The sequence below is a fragment of the Sandarakinorhabdus oryzae genome, assembly GCF_009733735.1.
Classification (GTDB): Bacteria; Pseudomonadota; Alphaproteobacteria; order Sphingomonadales; family Sphingomonadaceae; genus Sandarakinorhabdus; species Sandarakinorhabdus oryzae.
Genome location: NZ_WNJP01000057.1, coordinates 1 through 16,676 on the forward strand (window position 1 = coordinate 1; position 16,676 = coordinate 16,676).

Here is a 16,676-nt window from a genome sequence, read left to right on the forward strand (position 1 = left end):
CCCGGCCAGCCCGGACGCACCGGCCAGCCCGGACGCACCGGCCAAGGCCGCCACCAAGGCCGCCCCGGCGCCGATCAACGCCATCGATCGCAGCCACGCCGGCGAACCCGGCCCGGCGGCGGTGAGCTGGGAAATGAAGGGCGGCACCAAGCAGCACCTGGCCGATCACAAGGGCATGAAGATGCTGGTCAACCTGTGGGCGACCTGGTGCGCGCCGTGCATCGCCGAAATGCCGGCGCTCGACAAATTGGCCGGCGAAGTGCCGGTGATGGTGCTGCCGATTTCGCAGGACATGGAAGGCTGGAAGGCCGTCGATGGCTTCTGGGCCAAGGGCAAGTTCCAGAATATCGAGACCGGGCTCGACCAGCCGGGCAGCTATGCCGAGGCGATCAAGGCCAAGGGCCTGCCGATGACCATCCTCTATGATGAAGAGGGCAAGGAGATCTGGCGGGTTGCGGGGACGCTGGATTGGGGCTCGGCGGAGGTCAGGAAGGCGATCACCGGCTGACGCGATCAGACGGTGAATTCATAGACGCCGGTCTTGCTGTCCGACGTGCCGAAGGCGCTGGAGGTGATGCTGTCGATCACCTTGCCCTTGTAAGGCACGCTGCTCGACATGTCGCTGCCCACCCGACGCACGCTGGTGCCCATGTCGATCCGGTCGGTCGCCGCGGTGTTGGAGGTGAGCGAATAGCGCACCGTGATGCCGCCCGATGAGGAAAGGCCATATTCGCAATAGGCGCTGTCGCGCGCGTCGATGGTGGTGAGCGTGGCCGACAGGTTGATGCCCGACACCGGGCCGGAATATTTCATCAGCCCGGCCAGTTCCTTGATTTCATTGACCCATTGCTGGAACTTCGTGGTGCCGATGTTTTGCGCGCCGTCATAGCGCTTGTCCCAGCGGCAGCATGACAGCATCCGCCGCGCCGGCTGGCCGTTGTAAAGTGCGGCAAACGCCGGCACCCGGGCATTGTGGCCCGGCGGATTGTGAAAGCCATACATCATCGTGTCGGTGACGATGACGATCCCCATGCAACCGCCTAACGTGGGAAAACCGATCAGATTGGGATCGGAACCAACCTGGTCTTCGGCAAGATAGACGGCCATGATGAGTCCCCCGCTTAGTTTGCTGGGGGTTTGTCGCGCGCTGGTGGGGGGTGTGTAAAGGGGGGGGTGATGCGGTGGCTGGCGCGGCCGGCGGCGGAGCCGCCGAGTCCGTTTAGGGTGCCGAAGCAAGTTGGAAGAAAGAGCGTGGCGGAGCCACGCCGTCAGACGACACAAAGAAAGGGCGGCCTGTTGGGGCCGCCCTTTTTTGGTCGCTGGCCGACCGTTCGTGGAGTCGGTGTTTAGTGCTACGCACTAACCACGCGCCCACTCACTACTTATTCATAGCATTGAAGAAATCCGCGTTTGTCACCGAATCCTTCATCTTGTCCATCAGGAACTCGATCGCATCGGTCGAGCCCATCTGCATCAGGATGCGGCGCAGCACCCACATCTTGGACAGCGTCTCCTTGTCCACCAGCAGCTCTTCCTTGCGGGTGCCGCTCTTGCCGATGTCGATCGCCGGGAAGACGCGCTTGTCGGCGATCTTGCGGTCCAGCACGATTTCGGCGTTGCCGGTGCCCTTGAACTCTTCGAAGATCACTTCATCCATGCGGCTGCCGGTGTCGATCAGCGCGGTGGAGATGATGGTCAGGCTGCCGCCTTCCTCGATGTTGCGCGCGGCACCGAAAAAGCGCTTGGGGCGCTGCAGGGCGTTGGCGTCGACACCGCCGGTCAGCACCTTGCCGCTCGATGGCACGACCGTGTTGTAGGCGCGGCCCAGGCGGGTGATGTTGTCGAGCAGGATGATGACGTCGCGCTTGTGCTCAACCAGGCGCTTGGCCTTCTCGATCACCATTTCCGCCACCTGCACGTGGCGGGTGGCCGGCTCGTCGAAGGTGGAGGAGATGACCTCGCCCTTCACCGTGCGGCTCATGTCGGTGACTTCTTCGGGGCGCTCGTCGATCAGCAGCACCATCAGGAAGCATTCCGGATGGTTGGCGCTGATCGCCTTGGCGATGTTCTGCATCATGATCGTCTTGCCGACGCGCGGCGGGGCGACGATCAGGCAGCGCTGGCCCTTGCCCAAGGGGGCGACGATGTCGATCACCCGGCCGGTCTTGTCCTTCGACGTCGGGTCGCCAAGCTCAAGGTTGAGCTTTTCATCCGGATAGAGCGGGGTGAGGTTGTCGAAATTGACCCGGTGGCGCACGGCCTCGGGATCGTCGAAATTGATCGCCGTCACCTTGTTGAGGCCGAAATAGCGCTCGCCGTTCTTCGGCGAGCTGATCTCGCCTTCCACCGTGTCACCCGTGCGCAGGCCGTAACGGCGCACGATCTGCGGGTTCACGTAGATATCGTCGGGGCCGGCGAGATAGCTGGCATCGGCCGAGCGCATGAAACCGAAGCCATCGGGCATCACCTCGATGGTGCCGGCGCCCATCACTTCGGTGCCGGCTTCGGCAGCGGCCTTCAGGATGCCGAAGATGATGTCCTGCTTGCGCAGGGTGGAGGCGTTCTCGACGCCCATTTCCTCGGCCATCGCCACCAGTTCGGCGGGCGGAGTCTTCTTGAGTTCTTGGAGATGCATGTTGGTCTTTCGGCTTCGCGGCGGGGAGCGCATGGCCCAGGGCGCGGCGATGAAGTGGTGAAGCCTGCCGCACACCAGGACGGGTGCGAGCCTTTGCGGACGTAATCGCCGCCACCGCGATCGTCAAGCCGGGCCGGCTCAATTGATCATGCGGAAACGTGTCGGGAAATTGCGGTTGACACAGCCAACGCTGGCATCACCGCGCAGCACCGGCTGGAAGCGCCAGGCGGTCACCCGCTTGACCGCTGCCGCGCTGAAAATGAAGGGCGGGCGGGCCATCACCACACGCACATTGCTGGCCTCACCGCTGGGTTTGATGTCATGCGCGATGCGCATCAGGCCCGACAGCGACCATATCCGCGCCGCCGTGGGAAAATCGGCGTCTGAAAACAGCGCGTTCTTGCCCTGCGGCTTCACATCCACCAGCGCGCATTGCTGGGGTGACAGGCCAGTCCGGGCCAGCAGCGCGGCGGCGTCGGCCTCGGCCCCGCGCGCGAAGGCCAGATCGGAAAGCTGGATCAGGGCGCGGGTGTGCAGCGGATCAGATGCGGGATGGCGGGCAATGATGGCCTGAAGCACCGCTTCGGCGTTGGGCGTTTTGCGCTGTTCCAATTGCTCCAGCCGCAGATAATCGGCAAATCTTGCTTCACCGCGCTGATCGGCCCGGGTGATCGCCGGAGCCGTGGCGTCCCTTGTCTTCCCGGCCTGCCAGGCCAGGAACAGCACCATGGTGGGTGCATCCTGGGCCGTGGCCAGCGCCGCCAGCCGCTCGGCCATCGGGGCGGTTTCGCTGGGGCCAACCGCGCTGTTGGTCACCAGCGCCACCAGGATGGGCAGCGCCGCCAGCGATTGCGGGCCGTTGCGGGCGTCCACCGCCGCCAGTTGCGCCAGCAGCTGGATGCGGCGTTCGGCATCGGTGCCGGTGGCTTCGGGCCAGGCCAGGCCGCGCGCCTGGTACCAGGCCAGCAGATCGCGTTGCAGCGAGGCCCAGATCACATCGGGTTGCGTGGAAAGGCAGCGCAATTCCACCCGGATGGCGGCGCGCCAAAGCGGATTGACGGCTGTCGCCTGATCGGCTGGCCAGCTCCAATTGTGCACGGCGGCGGCAAATTCCTCCTCCGGATGGCTGTCAGCGGCGCCGCTGCCGGGGTTGGCATAGATTGGCCGCACGTTGAGCACGCGGCCATCGTCGCGCACGCTGAATTCCACCACGGCCATCGCATCGGGGGCAAGATTGCCTTGTGGCGCACAGGAGGGAAGTTCGTTGCCGCGCCCACCGGCGCGCGTGCCATCGTCCAGCATGGTGGCGCCGCTCAACGCGGTGTACTGCATCAACTCGGTTTCGCTGCCGCGCAACCAGGCCAACAGGGCGAGATCGCCGCGCAATTGCACATCGCCCAGATCAACCCGCTGGGTTTCGGTGCCGCCAGCCAGCTTGCCGGCCTGCGCCAGTGCCACCTTGGCCGCTTCCAGCTTGCCCTGCCGCATGGCGATCTGGGCCTTAAGCCGCAAGGCCAGCACCTGCCCGGTCTTGGCGGCTTTGGGCGTGTCGCCCCAGCCGCTGTCGGGCAGGGCAAGCAGGCGGTCCACTGCGGCAAGCGCCTGTTCAGGCTGCGTCCATTGCCCGGTGCGGGCGGCGCCCAGCCGTGCCTGCAACATGCCCACACTGGTTTCGGGCAGCAGCTTTTCATCGATGACAGCCTGCCAGTGGCGATAGGCGGCACGCAGCTTGCCCATTTCCTCTTCGGCATGGGCGAGGTGGCTCAGCGCGCCGGCGCGTTCGTCGGCATCAGCGGCAACACCAGCGGCAAAGCCGGTCAGCGCGGTTTCCAGAAGCGGCACCGCCTCCTCCGCATCGCCCTGCCCCACCATGGTTTCGGCCAGGCGCGCGCGCACGATCATCGCTGAGCGACTGCGCGATTGCAGGCCGATGCGGTTCAGCAAGGCGGTGAAGCCGTTGCGCGCGTCAGCCAGGCGCAGGGCGTCCAGATGGGCCTGCGCGGTGTTGAAATCCTCCTGCACCGTGGTTGCCACGGCCGGCGCTGCGCTGAGAATCAGGGCGAGGAGGAGGGCAAGGCGTTGAAGCATTGCGGCAATCTGGACGAGGCCAGTGCGCCCGGCAATGCCCCTGATCAGCCCCATGTTGCCGCATCGCTGCCGCACGATTAGACAGGCACGAGCAGGAGCAGGGAGGGCAGGACATGCCGGTCGACGCGCTGGGGGCCTATGACGACAACAATATCTTCGCCCGCATCCTGCGCGGCGAGATCCCGTGCAAACAGGTGCATGAAACGCCGCACGCACTGGCCTTTCACGACATCAACCCGCAGGCGCCCACCCATGTGCTGGTGATCCCCAAGGGGCCGTATCGCAGCTGGGCGGATTTTTCCGCCAAGGCAAGTGAGGCGGAGATTGCCGGCTTTGTGCGGGCTGTCGGCGAGACGGCGAAGCTGCTTGGGCTGGAAGAACCCGGTTATCGCCTGCTCGCCAATGCCGGGGTGAACGCGCACCAGGAGGTGCCGCACCTGCATGTGCACATCTTTGGCGGGCGCGCGCTGGGGCCGATGCTGGCGCGCTAGCCCTGCGCGTGTGCTTCGCCCATGCGGCGGATGGCGGCGATCTTCGCGTGCAGCGGCGCCCAGTCATCGCGTTCGGCAATCGGCGCCCACAGCGCCTCCACCTCGTCGATCAGCATGGTGCAGGGCGCCTCGTCGGCCCAATAGGGGTGTGACGGCGGACCAACCGCGAAATCGGGGATCAGTGTCAGGAAATCAGTGAAGGCGTCGTGGCTGTAGTGCGGATCGGCCTGCGAAGGCCCGCGCCGCACGCCGCCGCGCCAATCGAAGAAGAAACGGTCGGGGTCCATCTGGGTCGCCACCAGCGCCTTCTGGATCGCCTCCACCAGCACCTCGTCCTCGCTCGGCCCCAGCCGCTTGACGCCCAATCTGCCCAGCATCGCGGCGGACAGCGCGGCGCGGTAGCGCAGCGGATAGGTTTCGAGCGGGCCCTTCAGCTCGTCGGTCTCCGCAATCAACCGCAGCGCGCTGCCCAACTGGAACAGGTTCCACTGCAGCGCCTCGGCCTGCCGGCCAAAGGCATAGAGGCCGTAATGATCGAAATAGGCCGCAGTGAAGCCGGCATCCCAGGCCGGGGCAAAGCGCCAGGGGCCGTAATCGAAACTCTCGCTGGTGATGTTGATATTGTCGGTGTTGAGGACGCCGTGGACGAAGCCCGCCGCCATGAACTGCGCCGCCATGCGCGCGGCGCCCTTGACGGCGTGATCGACCAGCGCCGCCACCGGGGTGGGGCCGCTGGCGTCTGGCGCTAGGTTGGCCAGGCAATAATCGACCAGTTTCGTCAGCCCCTCGCGGCTCTGATGGAAGGCCTGGCGCTGGAAACTGCCATAGCGGACATGGCTGTGGTTGAGGCGCACCAGCGCGGCAGAGCGGGTCGGCGAGGGTTCGTCGTTGCGGGTCAGATTCTCGCCGGTTTCGATCACGCTGAACGTGCGCGACGTCGCCACGCCCAGCGCCTCCAGCATTTCGGTCGCCAGGATTTCGCGCACCGCGCCTTTCAGCGTCAGCCGGCCATCGCCGAAACGGCTCCAGGGTGTGGTGCCGCTGCCCTTGGTGCCAAGGTCCATCAGCCGGCCCTGATCGTCGCGACATTGCGCAAACAGGAAACCGCGGCCGTCACCCAGGTCGGGATTGTAGGTGCGGAACTGGTGGCCGTGATAGCGCAGCGCCAGCGGCTGGGTCAGGCTGCCGGGCAGCGGCGTGAAGCGGCCGAAATGCTGCACCCAGTCGGCATCGCTCAGCGTGTCGAGACCCACTGTGGCGGCGGCGCGGTCATTGCGGAAGCGCAGCATGGTCTGCGGAAAGGCCGCCGCCTCGACGGGGTCGAAAAATTCGGGCCCCAGTTCAAGGATACGGGTTTCGGGAATGAAAGCGGCCATGGCAACAGCCTATGGCCGAGGGTGGGGCGTCAATCCAGCCGGTATCCGCTGGCGGCCCGCACATAGCGGACGGTTTCGCGCTCGACCCGGTCCGCCTCTTCCGGGGTGGCGGCGCACAGCCAGCGATCGATGGCGTCACCCACGACATGGTGGGTGAAGCTGGCGGCAATGTCGATCTCGACCCCGGTGATGCCCTGCTTGGCCAGCGCGGCCTGCATGTGGCGCTTGATCCAGTCGGTCGTCACTTCCTTGGCAGCGTGATAAAAGGGCTCGGCATCCGGCGTGCTGGCCATCTTGGATTTCGGGCCGCATTCGTTGCAGTCGCCTTCCATGCCTTCCCAGATCATGTTGTCGCGCACGAAGCGCAGCACTCGCGGCACGGTGATGCCGGGCTCCAGGTCTTCGAGGGCATAGCCTTCTTCCATGGCAGCGATCATCGCTTCGCCATGGCGCCGGCCCAGCTCCTCGAGCAGGGCCTTCTTGGAGCCGAAATGATAGAAGATCGAGCCTTCCGACACGTCGGCTTCGCGGGCAATGTCGGCGGTGCCGGTGCTGGCAAAGCCATTGCGCGAAAACAGCATGTGGGCTGCGGCCAGCACGCGGGCCTTGGTTTCGGCCGGATCATAACGGCGGGCGCGCATGTCGGTGGCGCGCGGCACAGCACGGCTGCGGGCCTGGGTGCCGGACATGATGCGGGAATCGAGTGCGCGCGTTGCCACGGTCGTTGTTCTTCCTTACCCCCTCGGTAATGGCTTTCTATAACGCCAGTCTTGAGTCAGAGTCAAAACCATGGTCCAGCCGGTCCAGAACCCCGCCCCCGCACCAGTGTCCGGCTGGCAGAAAAACTATGTCTTCACAGGCGATAGCGTGCGGCTGTGCTGGCGCGATCATCATGATCCGCGCGTGCCGGCGGAGCGCCCGGCGCTGCTCTGCTTGGCTGGCCTGACCCGCAACGGGACGGATTTTGCCCATCTTGCCGAATCACTGGGCAATGAATGGCGCATCGTGGCGCCCGATCTCAGGGGCCGCGGCGAATCCGGTTGGGCCCGCGATTCGCTCACCTACGTGGCGCTCACCTATCTGCGCGACCTGTCGCTGGTGCTGGAGGCCGCCGGCATCAGCCGGTTCGTGGTCATCGGCTCCTCGCTCGGCGGGCTGCTGGCGTTGCGGCTGACGACAGCGCACCGGGCGCAGATGGCCGGCGTGGTGCTGAACGACATCGGCCCAGCCATCGAGCCGGCGGGCCTCAAACGGCTGCAGGCCAATGTCGGGCGCGGCGGCAACTGGGCGACCTGGGTGCACGCCGCGCGCGATCTCGGCCTGCGCAACGCCGCCATCCACCCCGATTGGGGGCTGCACGACTGGCTGGCCTTTGCCAAGCGGCTGTGCCGGGTGGGGCCGCAGGGCCGCATCATCTTCGATTATGATCCACGCATCGCCGAACCGTTCCGCCTGCCGCACGGCGACGCCGGCGCCGATGATTGGGCCGCCTTCGACAGCCTCATTGGCCTGCCGGTGCTGAGCCTGCGCGCCGAATTGTCTGATGTGTTCTCGGCTGCAACCCAGGCCCAGATGCAGCGCCGCCTGCCCGCCATGACGGCGGTGACTGTACCAGGGGTCGGCCATGCGCCAACGCTGGCCGAACCGGTGGCGGCGGCCGCCATGTTCAAGTTTCTGGAGCGTTTGAAATGAGCCCGCGTGATGTTGTCCTGGCCTGGGTGGCCGCTTTCAATCGTGCCGATCTTGATGCGCTGGCAGCGCTCTACGCGCCTGATGCGGTGAATCACCAGATGGCATACGGCCCGCTGCAGGGCCGCGCAGCGATCCGCGCCATGTTCGACATGGAGTTTGGCCGGGCCAAGATGGTCTGCCAGGTCGTACAGGTTCTGGAAGACGGCGACTGGGCGGTGCTGGAATGGACTGATCCGACGGGGCTGCGGGGCTGCGGCTTCTTCCGGGTTGCTGCGGGACAGATCGTGCACCAGCGCGGCTATTTCGACAGGCTGCAATTCTATGAAGCGCAAGGCATCGATCTTGCACAGGCCGCGGCTGCCGAGGCCGCCATGAAGAAGCAATAATGAAACTGGGGAGGCACTGATGCAACGCAAGGTGTGGAAACTGGCCCGCCGCCCGGTGGGGGATATTGCCGACAGCGATCTGGAACTCGTCACCGAAACCCTGCCCGAGCTGGCGGAGGGCCAGTTCCTGCTCGGCGTCATCTACATGTCGCTGGATCCCACCAACCGCATCTGGATGAGCGACATGGAGCAATATATGCCGCCGGTCCCGATCGGCGCCCCGATGCGCGCCGGCGTGTGCGGGCGGGTGATCGCCAGCCGCAAGCCCGGAGTCGAAGCGGGCCAGATCATGGCCGGTCTCGGCGAATGGGCCGATCACATGATTTCCGATGGCAGCTTCATGTCGCCGCTGCCGCAGCTGCCGGGCATCCCGCTCGCCGCCAGCTATGGCAGCCTCGCGCTGGTCGGCCCCACGGCCTATTTCGGCCTGCTCGATATCGGCCAGCCCAAGCCGGGCGAAACCCTGGTCGTCGGCGCCGCGGCCGGCGGGGTCGGGCAGATTGTTGGCCAGATCGGCAAGATCAAGGGCTGCCGCGTGGTCGGCATCGCTGGCGGCAAGGCCAAGTGCGATTATGTGGTCAATGAACTCGGCTTCGATGCCTGCATCGATTACAAGCACGAGGATGTCGGCGCCGCGCTCGACCGGCTGTGCCCGAATGGCATCGACATCAATTTCGAACAGGTCGGCGGCAGCATCATGGTCGAGGTGATGAAGCGCATGAACCTGTTCGGCCGCATCGCGCTGTGCGGGATGATCTCGAGCTACAACGACGTCACCCCCACCGAGCCGCCGGGCTTCTGGACGATGATCCTGATGCGGCGGCTCCTCATCCGCGGCTTCATCGTCACCGATTTCGCGCCGCGCTTCGGCGAAAGCGGCCAGGCGCTGGCCGGCTGGATGCTGAGTGGCCAGCTCAAGACCCGGCAGGACATCCGCCCCGGCCTCGAGAATGCGGTGAGCGCGGTCAAGGAGCTCTACACCGGCGGCAACTTCGGCAAGCTGCTGATCGAGGTGAGCCCGCCCTGAGCGTCAGCGCCAGCCGGCGAACGGTAGCACGGCGGCCAGCGGCGCGAGGGCGGCGGCATCACCGCGCGCCCGCGCCCGAAACGCATCTTCCACGATGCAGGCCTGCTGCTCAATGCCATAGCGGTGGAACGCCTTGCCGGGCGTGAGTTCATAGCGATAGCGCGCAAACGGTGGCCGCCTGAGCGCCAGGTGGCCGCCGGTCTGCACCTGCCAGACATGCACGAGTTCGTGGACGAAATGCGCCTGCAGCCCTGTCGGCGCGGCGCCGAAGTCGTCGGACCAGTTGAAGCCATTGGGATGGCACCAGACATGGCCATCGGGCGCCATCGTCACCCACCACGGGTGCAGCGCCCAATATTTGGCGCGGCGCACGGTCACGGCGGCCACATCCAGCGCGTCGCCGAACACGCTGTGGGCCAGCGCGATTTCCCCTTGGGTGAGCGGGCGGATGGTCGCAGGATCGGGATTCGGCATCACCCGTGCAGTTAATCACGGTTGCCCCGTCTTGCAGCCCCGGAATCGTTCCCTATATCGCCCTTGCAACATGCAATGGTCGGGGCACCGGCCACGAGACGCAAACCGGGAACGGCCAGTGCCGCGCTGCCTTGATGGGGCGCTTCGGGCCGGGTCCACAGAACAAGGGAATGGCCAGGATGGCGAAGGTTATCGGGATCGACTTGGGCACCACCAACAGCTGTGTTGCCGTGATGGAAGGCTCTGCGCCGAAGGTGATTGAAAACGCCGAAGGCGCGCGCACGACGCCGTCGCAGGTGGCGTTCACCAAGGATGGCGAGCGCCTTGTTGGCCAGCCGGCCAAGCGCCAGGCGGTCACCAACCCGTCCAACACCATCTTTGCCGTCAAGCGCCTGATCGGCCGCCGTTTCGATGATCCGTTGACCACCAAGGATGCCGGCCTGGTGCCCTACACCATCGCCCGCGGTTCCAATGGCGATGCCTGGGTCAATGCCGGCGGCCAGGATTACAGCCCCTCGCAGATCTCTGCCTTCATCCTCCAGAAGATGAAGGAAACCGCCGAGGCCTATCTCGGCGAAACCGTCACCCAGGCCGTCATCACCGTGCCGGCCTATTTCAACGACGCCCAGCGCCAGGCCACCAAGGACGCCGGCAAGATCGCCGGGCTCGAAGTGCTGCGCATCATCAACGAGCCGACCGCCGCCGCGCTGGCCTATGGCCTCGACAAGAAGACCGACGCCAAGACCGTCGCCGTCTATGACCTTGGCGGCGGCACCTTCGACATCTCCATCCTCGAACTGGGCGATGGCGTGTTCGAAGTGAAGTCCACTTCGGGCGACACCTTCCTGGGCGGTGAAGACTTTGACGCCAAGCTGGTGGAATTCCTCTCGGCCGATTTCAAGAAGGCCGAAGGCATCGACCTGACCAAGGACAAGCTGGCCCTGCAGCGCCTGAAGGAAGCCGCGGAAAAGGCCAAGATCGAGCTGTCGTCCTCGGCCGCGACCGAAGTCAACCTGCCCTTCATCACCGCCGATCAGAACGGGCCGAAGCACCTGGTGAAGAATATCACCCGCGCCGATCTGGAAAAGCTGGTGCTCGATCTGATCGAGCGCACCCGCAAGCCGTGCCTGGATGCCATCAAGGAAGCCGGCGTGAAGCCGGGCGATCTCGATGAAGTCATCCTGGTCGGCGGCATGACCCGCATGCCGCGGGTCCGCCAGTTCGTGAAGGAATTGTTCGGCAAGGAGCCCAACACCAGCGTCAACCCCGATGAAGTGGTCGCCATGGGCGCCGCCATCCAGGCCGGCGTGCTGCAGGGCGACGTGAAGGACGTGCTGCTGCTCGACGTGACCCCGCTGTCGCTCGGCATCGAAACGCTGGGCGGTGTGTTCACCCGCATGATCGATCGCAACACGACGATCCCGACCAAGAAGAGCCAGGTCTATTCGACGGCTGACGACAACCAGTCGGCGGTGACCATCCGCGTCTTCCAGGGCGAGCGCGAGATGGCGGCGGACAACAAGCTGCTCGGCCAGTTCGATCTGGTCGGCATCCCGCCGGCGCCGCGCGGCGTGCCGCAGATCGAAGTGACCTTCGACATCGACGCCAATGGCCTCGTCTCGGTCAACGCCAAGGACAAGGGCACCGGCAAGGAACAGCAGATCCGCATCCAGCCTTCGGGCGGTCTTTCCAAGGAAGACATCGACAAGATGGTGCGCGATGCCGAGGCCTTTGCCGAGGAAGACAAGAAGCGGCGCGCGGCGGCCGAAGCCCGCAACCAGGCCGACAGCCTGGTGCACAACACCGAGCGCCAGCTGGCCGAACATGGTGACAAGCTCGCCGCCGACGTGAAGGCCAATATCGAAGCGGCCATCACCGACGTGAAGGCCGTGCTGGATTCGGGCGACGCCGATGCCATCAATGCCAAGGTTCAGGCGCTGGGCCAGGTGGCCATGAAGCTGGGCGAGGCCGTGTATCAGGCCGAGCAGGCCAAGGCGGAGGCTGGCACCAGCGAAGCCAACCCGGCCGGCCCGGATGACGTGGTGGACGCCGAGTTCACCGATGTCGACGGCGCCGGGGACGACGCCAAGAAGTAAGTCAGTCGCCGGAGTGCGCTTGCCGCGAGGCAGGCGCACTTCTGCATGTGTTTGGGGGCGACTGAAGCATGGCCACCGAGATCGATTTTTATGAACTGCTGGAGGTGGAGCGCGGCGCTGACGAGGCGACGCTGAAATCCGCCTATCGCCGGCTGGCGATGAAATGGCACCCGGACAAGAACCCCGGCGACGCCACGGCCGAACAGAAGTTCAAGGCGATCAGCGAAGCCTATGACGTGCTGAAGGATCCGCAGAAGCGGGCCGCCTATGACCGCTTCGGCCACGCTGCCTTCCGGCAGGGCGGTGGCGGTGGTGGCGGTTTCGGCGGCCAGGAGTTCAGCGGTTTTGCCGATATCTTCGAAAGCGTGTTCGGCGAATTCATGGGCGGCGGCCGTGGCGGCCGGCGCGGTGGCCCCTCCCGCGGCTCCGACCTGCGCTATGACCTCGAGATGACCCTGGAGGAGGCTTACAGCGGCCGCCAGGCCTCGCTCACCATCGATGTTGCTGCCGCCTGCGAGCCCTGCGGTGGCAGCGGCGCCAAGCCCGGCACCTCGGCCCGCACCTGCACCACCTGTGGCGGCAATGGCCGTGTTGGCATGCGCCAGGGCCTGTTCATGGTCGAACGCACCTGCCCCGCCTGCCAAGGCCAGGGCCAGGTGATCGCCGATCCGTGCGACAGCTGCGGCGGCGCCGGCCGGGTGGACAAGCAGAAGACGCTCAACGTCAACATTCCCAAGGGCGTCGACGACGGCACCCGCATCCGCGTCGCCGGCGAAGGCGAAGCCGGCACCCGCGGCGGCCCGGCAGGCGATCTCTACATCTTCGTCCACCTGAAATCGCACGACGTGTTCAAGCGCGACGGCACCACGCTGTTCGCGGTGGCGCCGCTGTCGATCACGCTGGCGGCGCTGGGCGGCGAGATCGATGTGCCCAGCCTGGACAAGCAGCAGACGACGATCAAGATCCCCGCCGGCACCCAGACCGCCAAGCAGTTCCGCGTGCGCGGCAAGGGCATGCCGGCGCTGAACGGCGGCGGCTTTGGCGATCTGGTCATCCAGGTCGAGGTGGAAACGCCGGTCAAGCTCACCGCCCGTCAGCGCGAATTGCTGGAAGAGTTCCGCGCCATCGAGGCTAGCGAAGGCGGCCGCAACACGCCCAAGAGCCAAGGCTTCTTCGACAAGCTGAAGGGCGTGTGGAGCGAATTGACCGAATAAGGGGCGGCGCGCCTCAGGCCACCACGCGGTCGGCATGGCGCAGCACCAGCCGCCAGCCGTCGTCCTCGCGCTTGAAGAGCGTCGTCACGCGCAAGCCGCTCTGAACAATACCGTCGCGGCCGACATGGCGGGCCTGCATCCGCTCGACGCCGGTCAGGCAGCCAAGATCGGGTGTGACGATACGAGAGATTTCCTCGAAGTCGAGCGGACCGGCCGCGCCGGCAAACATCGCCGCGACCCGCCGCACCTCCGGTTCGATCATGGCAAAGCCGCGCTTCGATGGTCCAAGCGGATTGGCCAGCACCGCCTCCGCGCTGCGTGACCAGAGCGCGAGCGAGGGCTCTGGATCGGCATTCGCCATGGCCACGAGGGCGGCATGGCTTGCCGCAACGGCGGCGTCGAAACTGGGATAGGCCATGGCAATGTCCCCGTCGCGCGCCAGCATCCTACCAGCGCGACCAGTTCCGAGCCTATGGGTCGCCCCGCAGCTCCGCAAGGGGTGGCACCCGCGCACGGCCTCCGCTACACCGCCGCCATGATGCGCCTTCACAACCGCCGCATTCTCGTCACCGGCGCCGCCCGTGGCCTCGGCTTCGCCATCGCCCAGCGGCTGGTCGCCGAAGGCGCGCGGGTGATGCTGGCCGATGTGCTGCCGGAAGGGGCCGAGCGCGCTGCCGAACTGGGCGAGGCCGCTGCCTTCATCCATTGCGACGTTTGCCAACGCGACCAGATCGCCGCCGCCATCACCGCCACGGTGGAGCGCTGGGGCGGACTTGATGGCTTGATCAACAACGCCGGCATCGCGCCCAAGGGCGACATCTTGACCGAAACGCCCGAGCAGTTCGATCGGGTGATCGCCACCAATCTCTCCGCCGCCTTCCACGCCACGCAACTGGCCGCGCCGCACCTGATCGCGGCCGGCGGCGGGGTGATCATCAACATGTCGAGCGTGAATGCCGTGCTCACCATCCCGGCGCTGCTGGCCTACAACGTCGCCAAGGGCGGGCTGAACCAGCTCACCCGCAACACCGCCATCGCGCTGGCGCCGCACAATATCCGCGTGGTCGGCATCGGTCCGGGCACCATCCTCACCGAATTGGCCAAGCAGGCGGTGATGGCCAGCGACGAGGCGCGCCGCCAGATCCTGTCGCGCACGCCCATGGGCCGGGCCGGCGAGCCGGAAGAAATCGCCGCCATCGCCGCCTTCCTGTTGAGCGACGACGCCAGTTACATTACCGGCGAGACCATCTATGCGGACGGCGGCCGCCTCGGCCTCAACTATACCGTCCCGGTTGGAGAATGACCTGTGATCGATGCCGAGTGGTGGGACTATGACGACGCCGACGAGATGGCCGAGGCCGTGGCCGGCGACATCGCCTATATCATCGGGCAGGCGCTGGAAGCCCGCGGCCGCGCGCTGGTCGCCTTTCCCGGCGGCTCCACCCCGCTGCCGGCGCTGAAACTGCTGGCCGACATGAAGATCGAATGGGCGGACGTCACCATCTTGCCCACCGATGACCGGCTGGTGCCGGTCACCGATCCGATGTCCAACGCCGGCGCGCTGGCGCGGCTGTTCCTGCCCAAGAAAGCCCGTGTGCTGCCGCTGACCGCCGGCGAGAAGGACCCTGTCGCCGCCGGCCGCGCTGCCGATGAGCGTATTGCCGATCTCGACTGGCCGCTGGATGTGGCCTGGCTGGGTGTGGGCGAGGATGGCCACACCGCCTCAATCTTCCCCGGCCCGGATTTCGATGCTGCCATTGCCGGCCCCAAGGCGCGCCGCGCGATTGGCGTGCGCCCCGATCCGCTGCCCGCCAACGCGCCGGTGCCGCGCGTGACGCTGACCGGGCCGACGCTGGTTTCGGCCCGCACCGTAACGCTGGTGCTGCAGGGCAAGGCCAAGCGCAAGGTGGTGGAACAGGCGCTGAAGCAGGGCGCATCAAGCCCGCTGCCGATCGGCCGCCTGCTGGCCGAGCTGGACATGGACATCGACATCCACTGGTGCCCCTGATCCGGGTTACCGCACCGTCACCCGCACCCGGTCATAGACCGTCCGTCCGTCGGTCAGGCTGATCTCGTGCCGCCCCGGCACCGGCGCCCAGCGCGCCGGCAGGCCGGGCAGACGGCGGCTGTCCACGGCGATGAACAGACCCGGCCGCACGCCATGGCTGCGGATCACCAGATATTGCCGCGCCGGCGGGATATCCGGATCAAGCGCGATCAGGCTGCCATCGCTGGGCGCGACCAGGCGCGGTGCCTGTTCGGTGGGCATGGCCAGCGCAAACACCGGCTGCCACGTGCCGGGCAGGAAATATTCATCGCGTGGGGGTTCGACAGCGGGCTGGAAAGCGACGCGGCGGCGCTCGATGCCGCTGGGCAAGTCCCAGCCGGTCGGCGGCGCGCCGTCATGCAGCCCCAGCATGATCGCCGCCCAGGCCGGCGCCGCGCCGCTGGTGCCCGACACGCCGATCATCGCATCGCCTTCGAAATTGCCCACCCACACCGCCACGGTGAACCGCCGCGAGAAGCCGACGCACCAATTGTCGCGCATGGCCTTGGACGTGCCGGTCTTCACCGCGGCGGGGAAGGGCAGGGTCAGGCCCGACTCCTCGCCAAATGTGGCGCTGCGTGCGGCATTGTCCGCCAGCAGATCGCGCACGATGGCCGCAGCCTGCGGGCCGATCACCTGCGCGGTCGCTGGCCGCGCCGCCGGATCAAGCGTCAGCGCCCCGCCGCGCCCGCCCAGCGCCAGCGTGCGGAAAGCAGCGGCCTGTTCCAGCAGCGTGACCTCCGCCGAACCGAGCGCCAGGCTGAAGCCGTAATAATCCCCCGGCCGATCGATGCCGCGATAGCCGACATCATAGAGGCGCTGACGGAACGGCTCGACGCCGGTCAGCAGCAAGGCGCGCACGGCCGGCACGTTCATGCTGTTGCCCAGCGCGGTGCGCACCGACACCGGCCCGTGAAAACGGCGATCATAATTCTGCGGAACATAAAGCCCGGTGGCGGTTTCGAGATCGACCGGTGAATCGTCCAGCAGCGAGGCCGCAGTGAGCAGGCGCCGCTCCAGCGCCAGCGCATAAAGCTGCGGCTTCAGCGTCGATCCGGCCTGGCGCGGCGCGGTGACGCCATCCACGGCCGCGGCCCGGCTGGCGGCGCCGGCGCTGCCCACCCAGGCGAGAACGTGCCCGGTGTCATTG

The 16,676-nt window shown here is 66.4% G+C and carries 17 protein-coding genes; 9 read left to right on the plus strand and 8 right to left on the minus strand.

Annotated features, from left to right (window positions below):
• The coding region (locus GJ693_RS07590) for a TlpA family protein disulfide reductase (RefSeq protein ID WP_156255719.1) at positions 1-508 on the plus strand (508 nt) is incomplete at its 5' end.
• A 5-nt stretch (positions 509-513) separates the two neighbouring features.
• On the opposite strand, the gene GJ693_RS07595 is transcribed toward GJ693_RS07590, so the two are convergent.
• The 3 genes from GJ693_RS07595 to GJ693_RS07605 all read right to left on the minus strand — a co-directional run bounded on the left by GJ693_RS07595 (position 514) and on the right by GJ693_RS07605 (position 4,723).
• The gene (locus GJ693_RS07595; protein WP_156255720.1) at positions 514-1,107 is read right to left on the minus strand and encodes a hypothetical protein; all 594 of its coding nucleotides are present in this window, start codon (positions 1,105-1,107) and stop codon (positions 514-516) included.
• 271 nt (positions 1,108-1,378) lie between these two features.
• Positions 1,379-2,635, minus strand: a complete 1,257-nt coding sequence (gene rho / locus GJ693_RS07600; protein WP_156255721.1) for a transcription termination factor Rho — start codon at positions 2,633-2,635, stop codon at positions 1,379-1,381.
• Between the two features lie 138 nt (positions 2,636-2,773).
• Positions 2,774-4,723, minus strand: a complete 1,950-nt coding sequence (locus tag GJ693_RS07605) for an energy transducer TonB (protein ID WP_197042040.1) — start codon at positions 4,721-4,723, stop codon at positions 2,774-2,776.
• Between the two features lie 113 nt (positions 4,724-4,836).
• Here GJ693_RS07605 and GJ693_RS07610 point away from each other — a divergent pair, with 113 nt between their 5' ends.
• Positions 4,837-5,214 carry a histidine triad nucleotide-binding protein gene (locus GJ693_RS07610; RefSeq protein ID WP_156255723.1) on the plus strand — a complete coding sequence of 126 codons (378 nt, stop codon included), beginning with the start codon at positions 4,837-4,839 and terminating at the stop codon, positions 5,212-5,214.
• On the opposite strand, the gene GJ693_RS07615 is transcribed toward GJ693_RS07610, so the two are convergent.
• Together GJ693_RS07615 and GJ693_RS07620 are read right to left on the minus strand one after the other, a co-directional pair.
• Positions 5,211-6,590, minus strand: a complete 1,380-nt coding sequence (locus tag GJ693_RS07615) for a protein adenylyltransferase SelO family protein (RefSeq protein WP_156255724.1) — start codon at positions 6,588-6,590, stop codon at positions 5,211-5,213. The two genes, GJ693_RS07610 and GJ693_RS07615, sit on opposite strands and share 4 nt — an antisense overlap.
• Positions 6,591-6,619: 29 nt before the next feature.
• A complete protein-coding gene (locus GJ693_RS07620) occupies positions 6,620-7,309 on the minus strand; it encodes a TetR/AcrR family transcriptional regulator (RefSeq protein ID WP_156255725.1) in 690 nt (229 codons plus the stop codon).
• A gap of 70 nt (positions 7,310-7,379) precedes the next feature.
• Between GJ693_RS07620 and GJ693_RS07625 the strand changes: the two genes are divergently transcribed.
• Genes GJ693_RS07625 through GJ693_RS07635 form a run of 3 tightly spaced genes read left to right on the plus strand, consistent with a single transcriptional unit; the run spans position 7,380 to position 9,695 of the window.
• Entirely contained in the window at positions 7,380-8,282 is a 903-nt protein-coding gene (locus GJ693_RS07625) for an alpha/beta fold hydrolase (RefSeq protein WP_235902723.1), read from the plus strand.
• Positions 8,279-8,668, plus strand: coding sequence for a nuclear transport factor 2 family protein (locus GJ693_RS07630; RefSeq protein WP_156255726.1), 390 nt, complete (start codon positions 8,279-8,281; stop codon positions 8,666-8,668). Before GJ693_RS07625 ends, GJ693_RS07630 begins: the two co-directional genes overlap by 4 nt.
• A 19-nt stretch (positions 8,669-8,687) precedes the next feature.
• Complete coding sequence (locus tag GJ693_RS07635) at positions 8,688-9,695, plus strand: NADP-dependent oxidoreductase (protein WP_156255727.1); 1,008 nt, start codon at positions 8,688-8,690, stop codon at positions 9,693-9,695.
• 3 nt (positions 9,696-9,698) lie between these two features.
• On the opposite strand, the gene GJ693_RS07640 is transcribed toward GJ693_RS07635, so the two are convergent.
• Positions 9,699-10,169, minus strand: coding sequence for a vgr related protein (locus GJ693_RS07640; RefSeq protein ID WP_156255728.1), 471 nt, complete (start codon positions 10,167-10,169; stop codon positions 9,699-9,701).
• Positions 10,170-10,348: 179 nt separating this feature from the next.
• On the opposite strand from GJ693_RS07640, the gene dnaK reads away from it, so the two are divergent.
• Both dnaK and dnaJ read left to right on the plus strand, forming a co-directional pair.
• Positions 10,349-12,265 (plus strand): molecular chaperone DnaK, encoded by a 1,917-nt coding sequence (gene dnaK / locus GJ693_RS07645; RefSeq protein WP_156255729.1) that lies wholly within the window; start codon positions 10,349-10,351, stop codon positions 12,263-12,265.
• Between the two features lie 68 nt (positions 12,266-12,333).
• Entirely contained in the window at positions 12,334-13,479 is a 1,146-nt protein-coding gene (dnaJ, locus tag GJ693_RS07650; protein WP_156255730.1) for a molecular chaperone DnaJ, read from the plus strand.
• A gap of 13 nt (positions 13,480-13,492) precedes the next feature.
• Here the strand turns inward: dnaJ and GJ693_RS07655 are convergent, their stop codons facing one another.
• The gene (locus GJ693_RS07655; protein WP_197042041.1) at positions 13,493-13,924 is read right to left on the minus strand and encodes a YybH family protein; all 432 of its coding nucleotides are present in this window, start codon (positions 13,922-13,924) and stop codon (positions 13,493-13,495) included.
• A 90-nt stretch (positions 13,925-14,014) separates the two neighbouring features.
• Here GJ693_RS07655 and GJ693_RS07660 point away from each other — a divergent pair, with 90 nt between their 5' ends.
• Both GJ693_RS07660 and pgl read left to right on the plus strand, forming a co-directional pair.
• Positions 14,015-14,782 carry an SDR family NAD(P)-dependent oxidoreductase gene (locus GJ693_RS07660; protein WP_235902725.1) on the plus strand — a complete coding sequence of 256 codons (768 nt, stop codon included), beginning with the start codon at positions 14,015-14,017 and terminating at the stop codon, positions 14,780-14,782.
• A gap of 3 nt (positions 14,783-14,785) precedes the next feature.
• The gene (pgl, locus tag GJ693_RS07665) at positions 14,786-15,487 is read left to right on the plus strand and encodes a 6-phosphogluconolactonase (RefSeq protein ID WP_156255733.1); all 702 of its coding nucleotides are present in this window, start codon (positions 14,786-14,788) and stop codon (positions 15,485-15,487) included.
• Between the two features lie 6 nt (positions 15,488-15,493).
• Here pgl and GJ693_RS07670 read toward each other — a convergent pair.
• A partial coding sequence (locus tag GJ693_RS07670) for a penicillin-binding transpeptidase domain-containing protein (protein ID WP_268893152.1) occupies positions 15,494-16,676 on the minus strand: 1,183 nt, incomplete at its 5' end.

Bases quoted from the DNA above. Each gene is read 5' to 3' on its own strand.
- GJ693_RS07595 (WP_156255720.1), bottom strand. From the start codon at position 1,107: ATGGCCGTCTATCTTGCCGAAGACCAGGTTGGTTCCGATCCCAATCTG.
- rho (WP_156255721.1), bottom strand. From the start codon at position 2,635: ATGCATCTCCAAGAACTCAAGAAGACTCCGCCCGCCGAACTGGTGGCG.
- GJ693_RS07605 (WP_197042040.1), bottom strand. From the start codon at position 4,723: ATGCTTCAACGCCTTGCCCTCCTCCTCGCCCTGATTCTCAGCGCAGCG.
- GJ693_RS07610 (WP_156255723.1), top strand. From the start codon at position 4,837: ATGCCGGTCGACGCGCTGGGGGCCTATGACGACAACAATATCTTCGCC.
- GJ693_RS07615 (WP_156255724.1), bottom strand. From the start codon at position 6,590: ATGGCCGCTTTCATTCCCGAAACCCGTATCCTTGAACTGGGGCCCGAA.
- GJ693_RS07625 (WP_235902723.1), top strand. From the start codon at position 7,380: ATGGTCCAGCCGGTCCAGAACCCCGCCCCCGCACCAGTGTCCGGCTGG.
- GJ693_RS07630 (WP_156255726.1), top strand. From the start codon at position 8,279: ATGAGCCCGCGTGATGTTGTCCTGGCCTGGGTGGCCGCTTTCAATCGT.
- GJ693_RS07635 (WP_156255727.1), top strand. From the start codon at position 8,688: ATGCAACGCAAGGTGTGGAAACTGGCCCGCCGCCCGGTGGGGGATATT.
- GJ693_RS07640 (WP_156255728.1), bottom strand. From the start codon at position 10,169: ATGCCGAATCCCGATCCTGCGACCATCCGCCCGCTCACCCAAGGGGAA.
- dnaK (WP_156255729.1), top strand. From the start codon at position 10,349: ATGGCGAAGGTTATCGGGATCGACTTGGGCACCACCAACAGCTGTGTT.
- dnaJ (WP_156255730.1), top strand. From the start codon at position 12,334: ATGGCCACCGAGATCGATTTTTATGAACTGCTGGAGGTGGAGCGCGGC.
- GJ693_RS07655 (WP_197042041.1), bottom strand. From the start codon at position 13,924: ATGCTGGCGCGCGACGGGGACATTGCCATGGCCTATCCCAGTTTCGAC.
- GJ693_RS07660 (WP_235902725.1), top strand. From the start codon at position 14,015: ATGATGCGCCTTCACAACCGCCGCATTCTCGTCACCGGCGCCGCCCGT.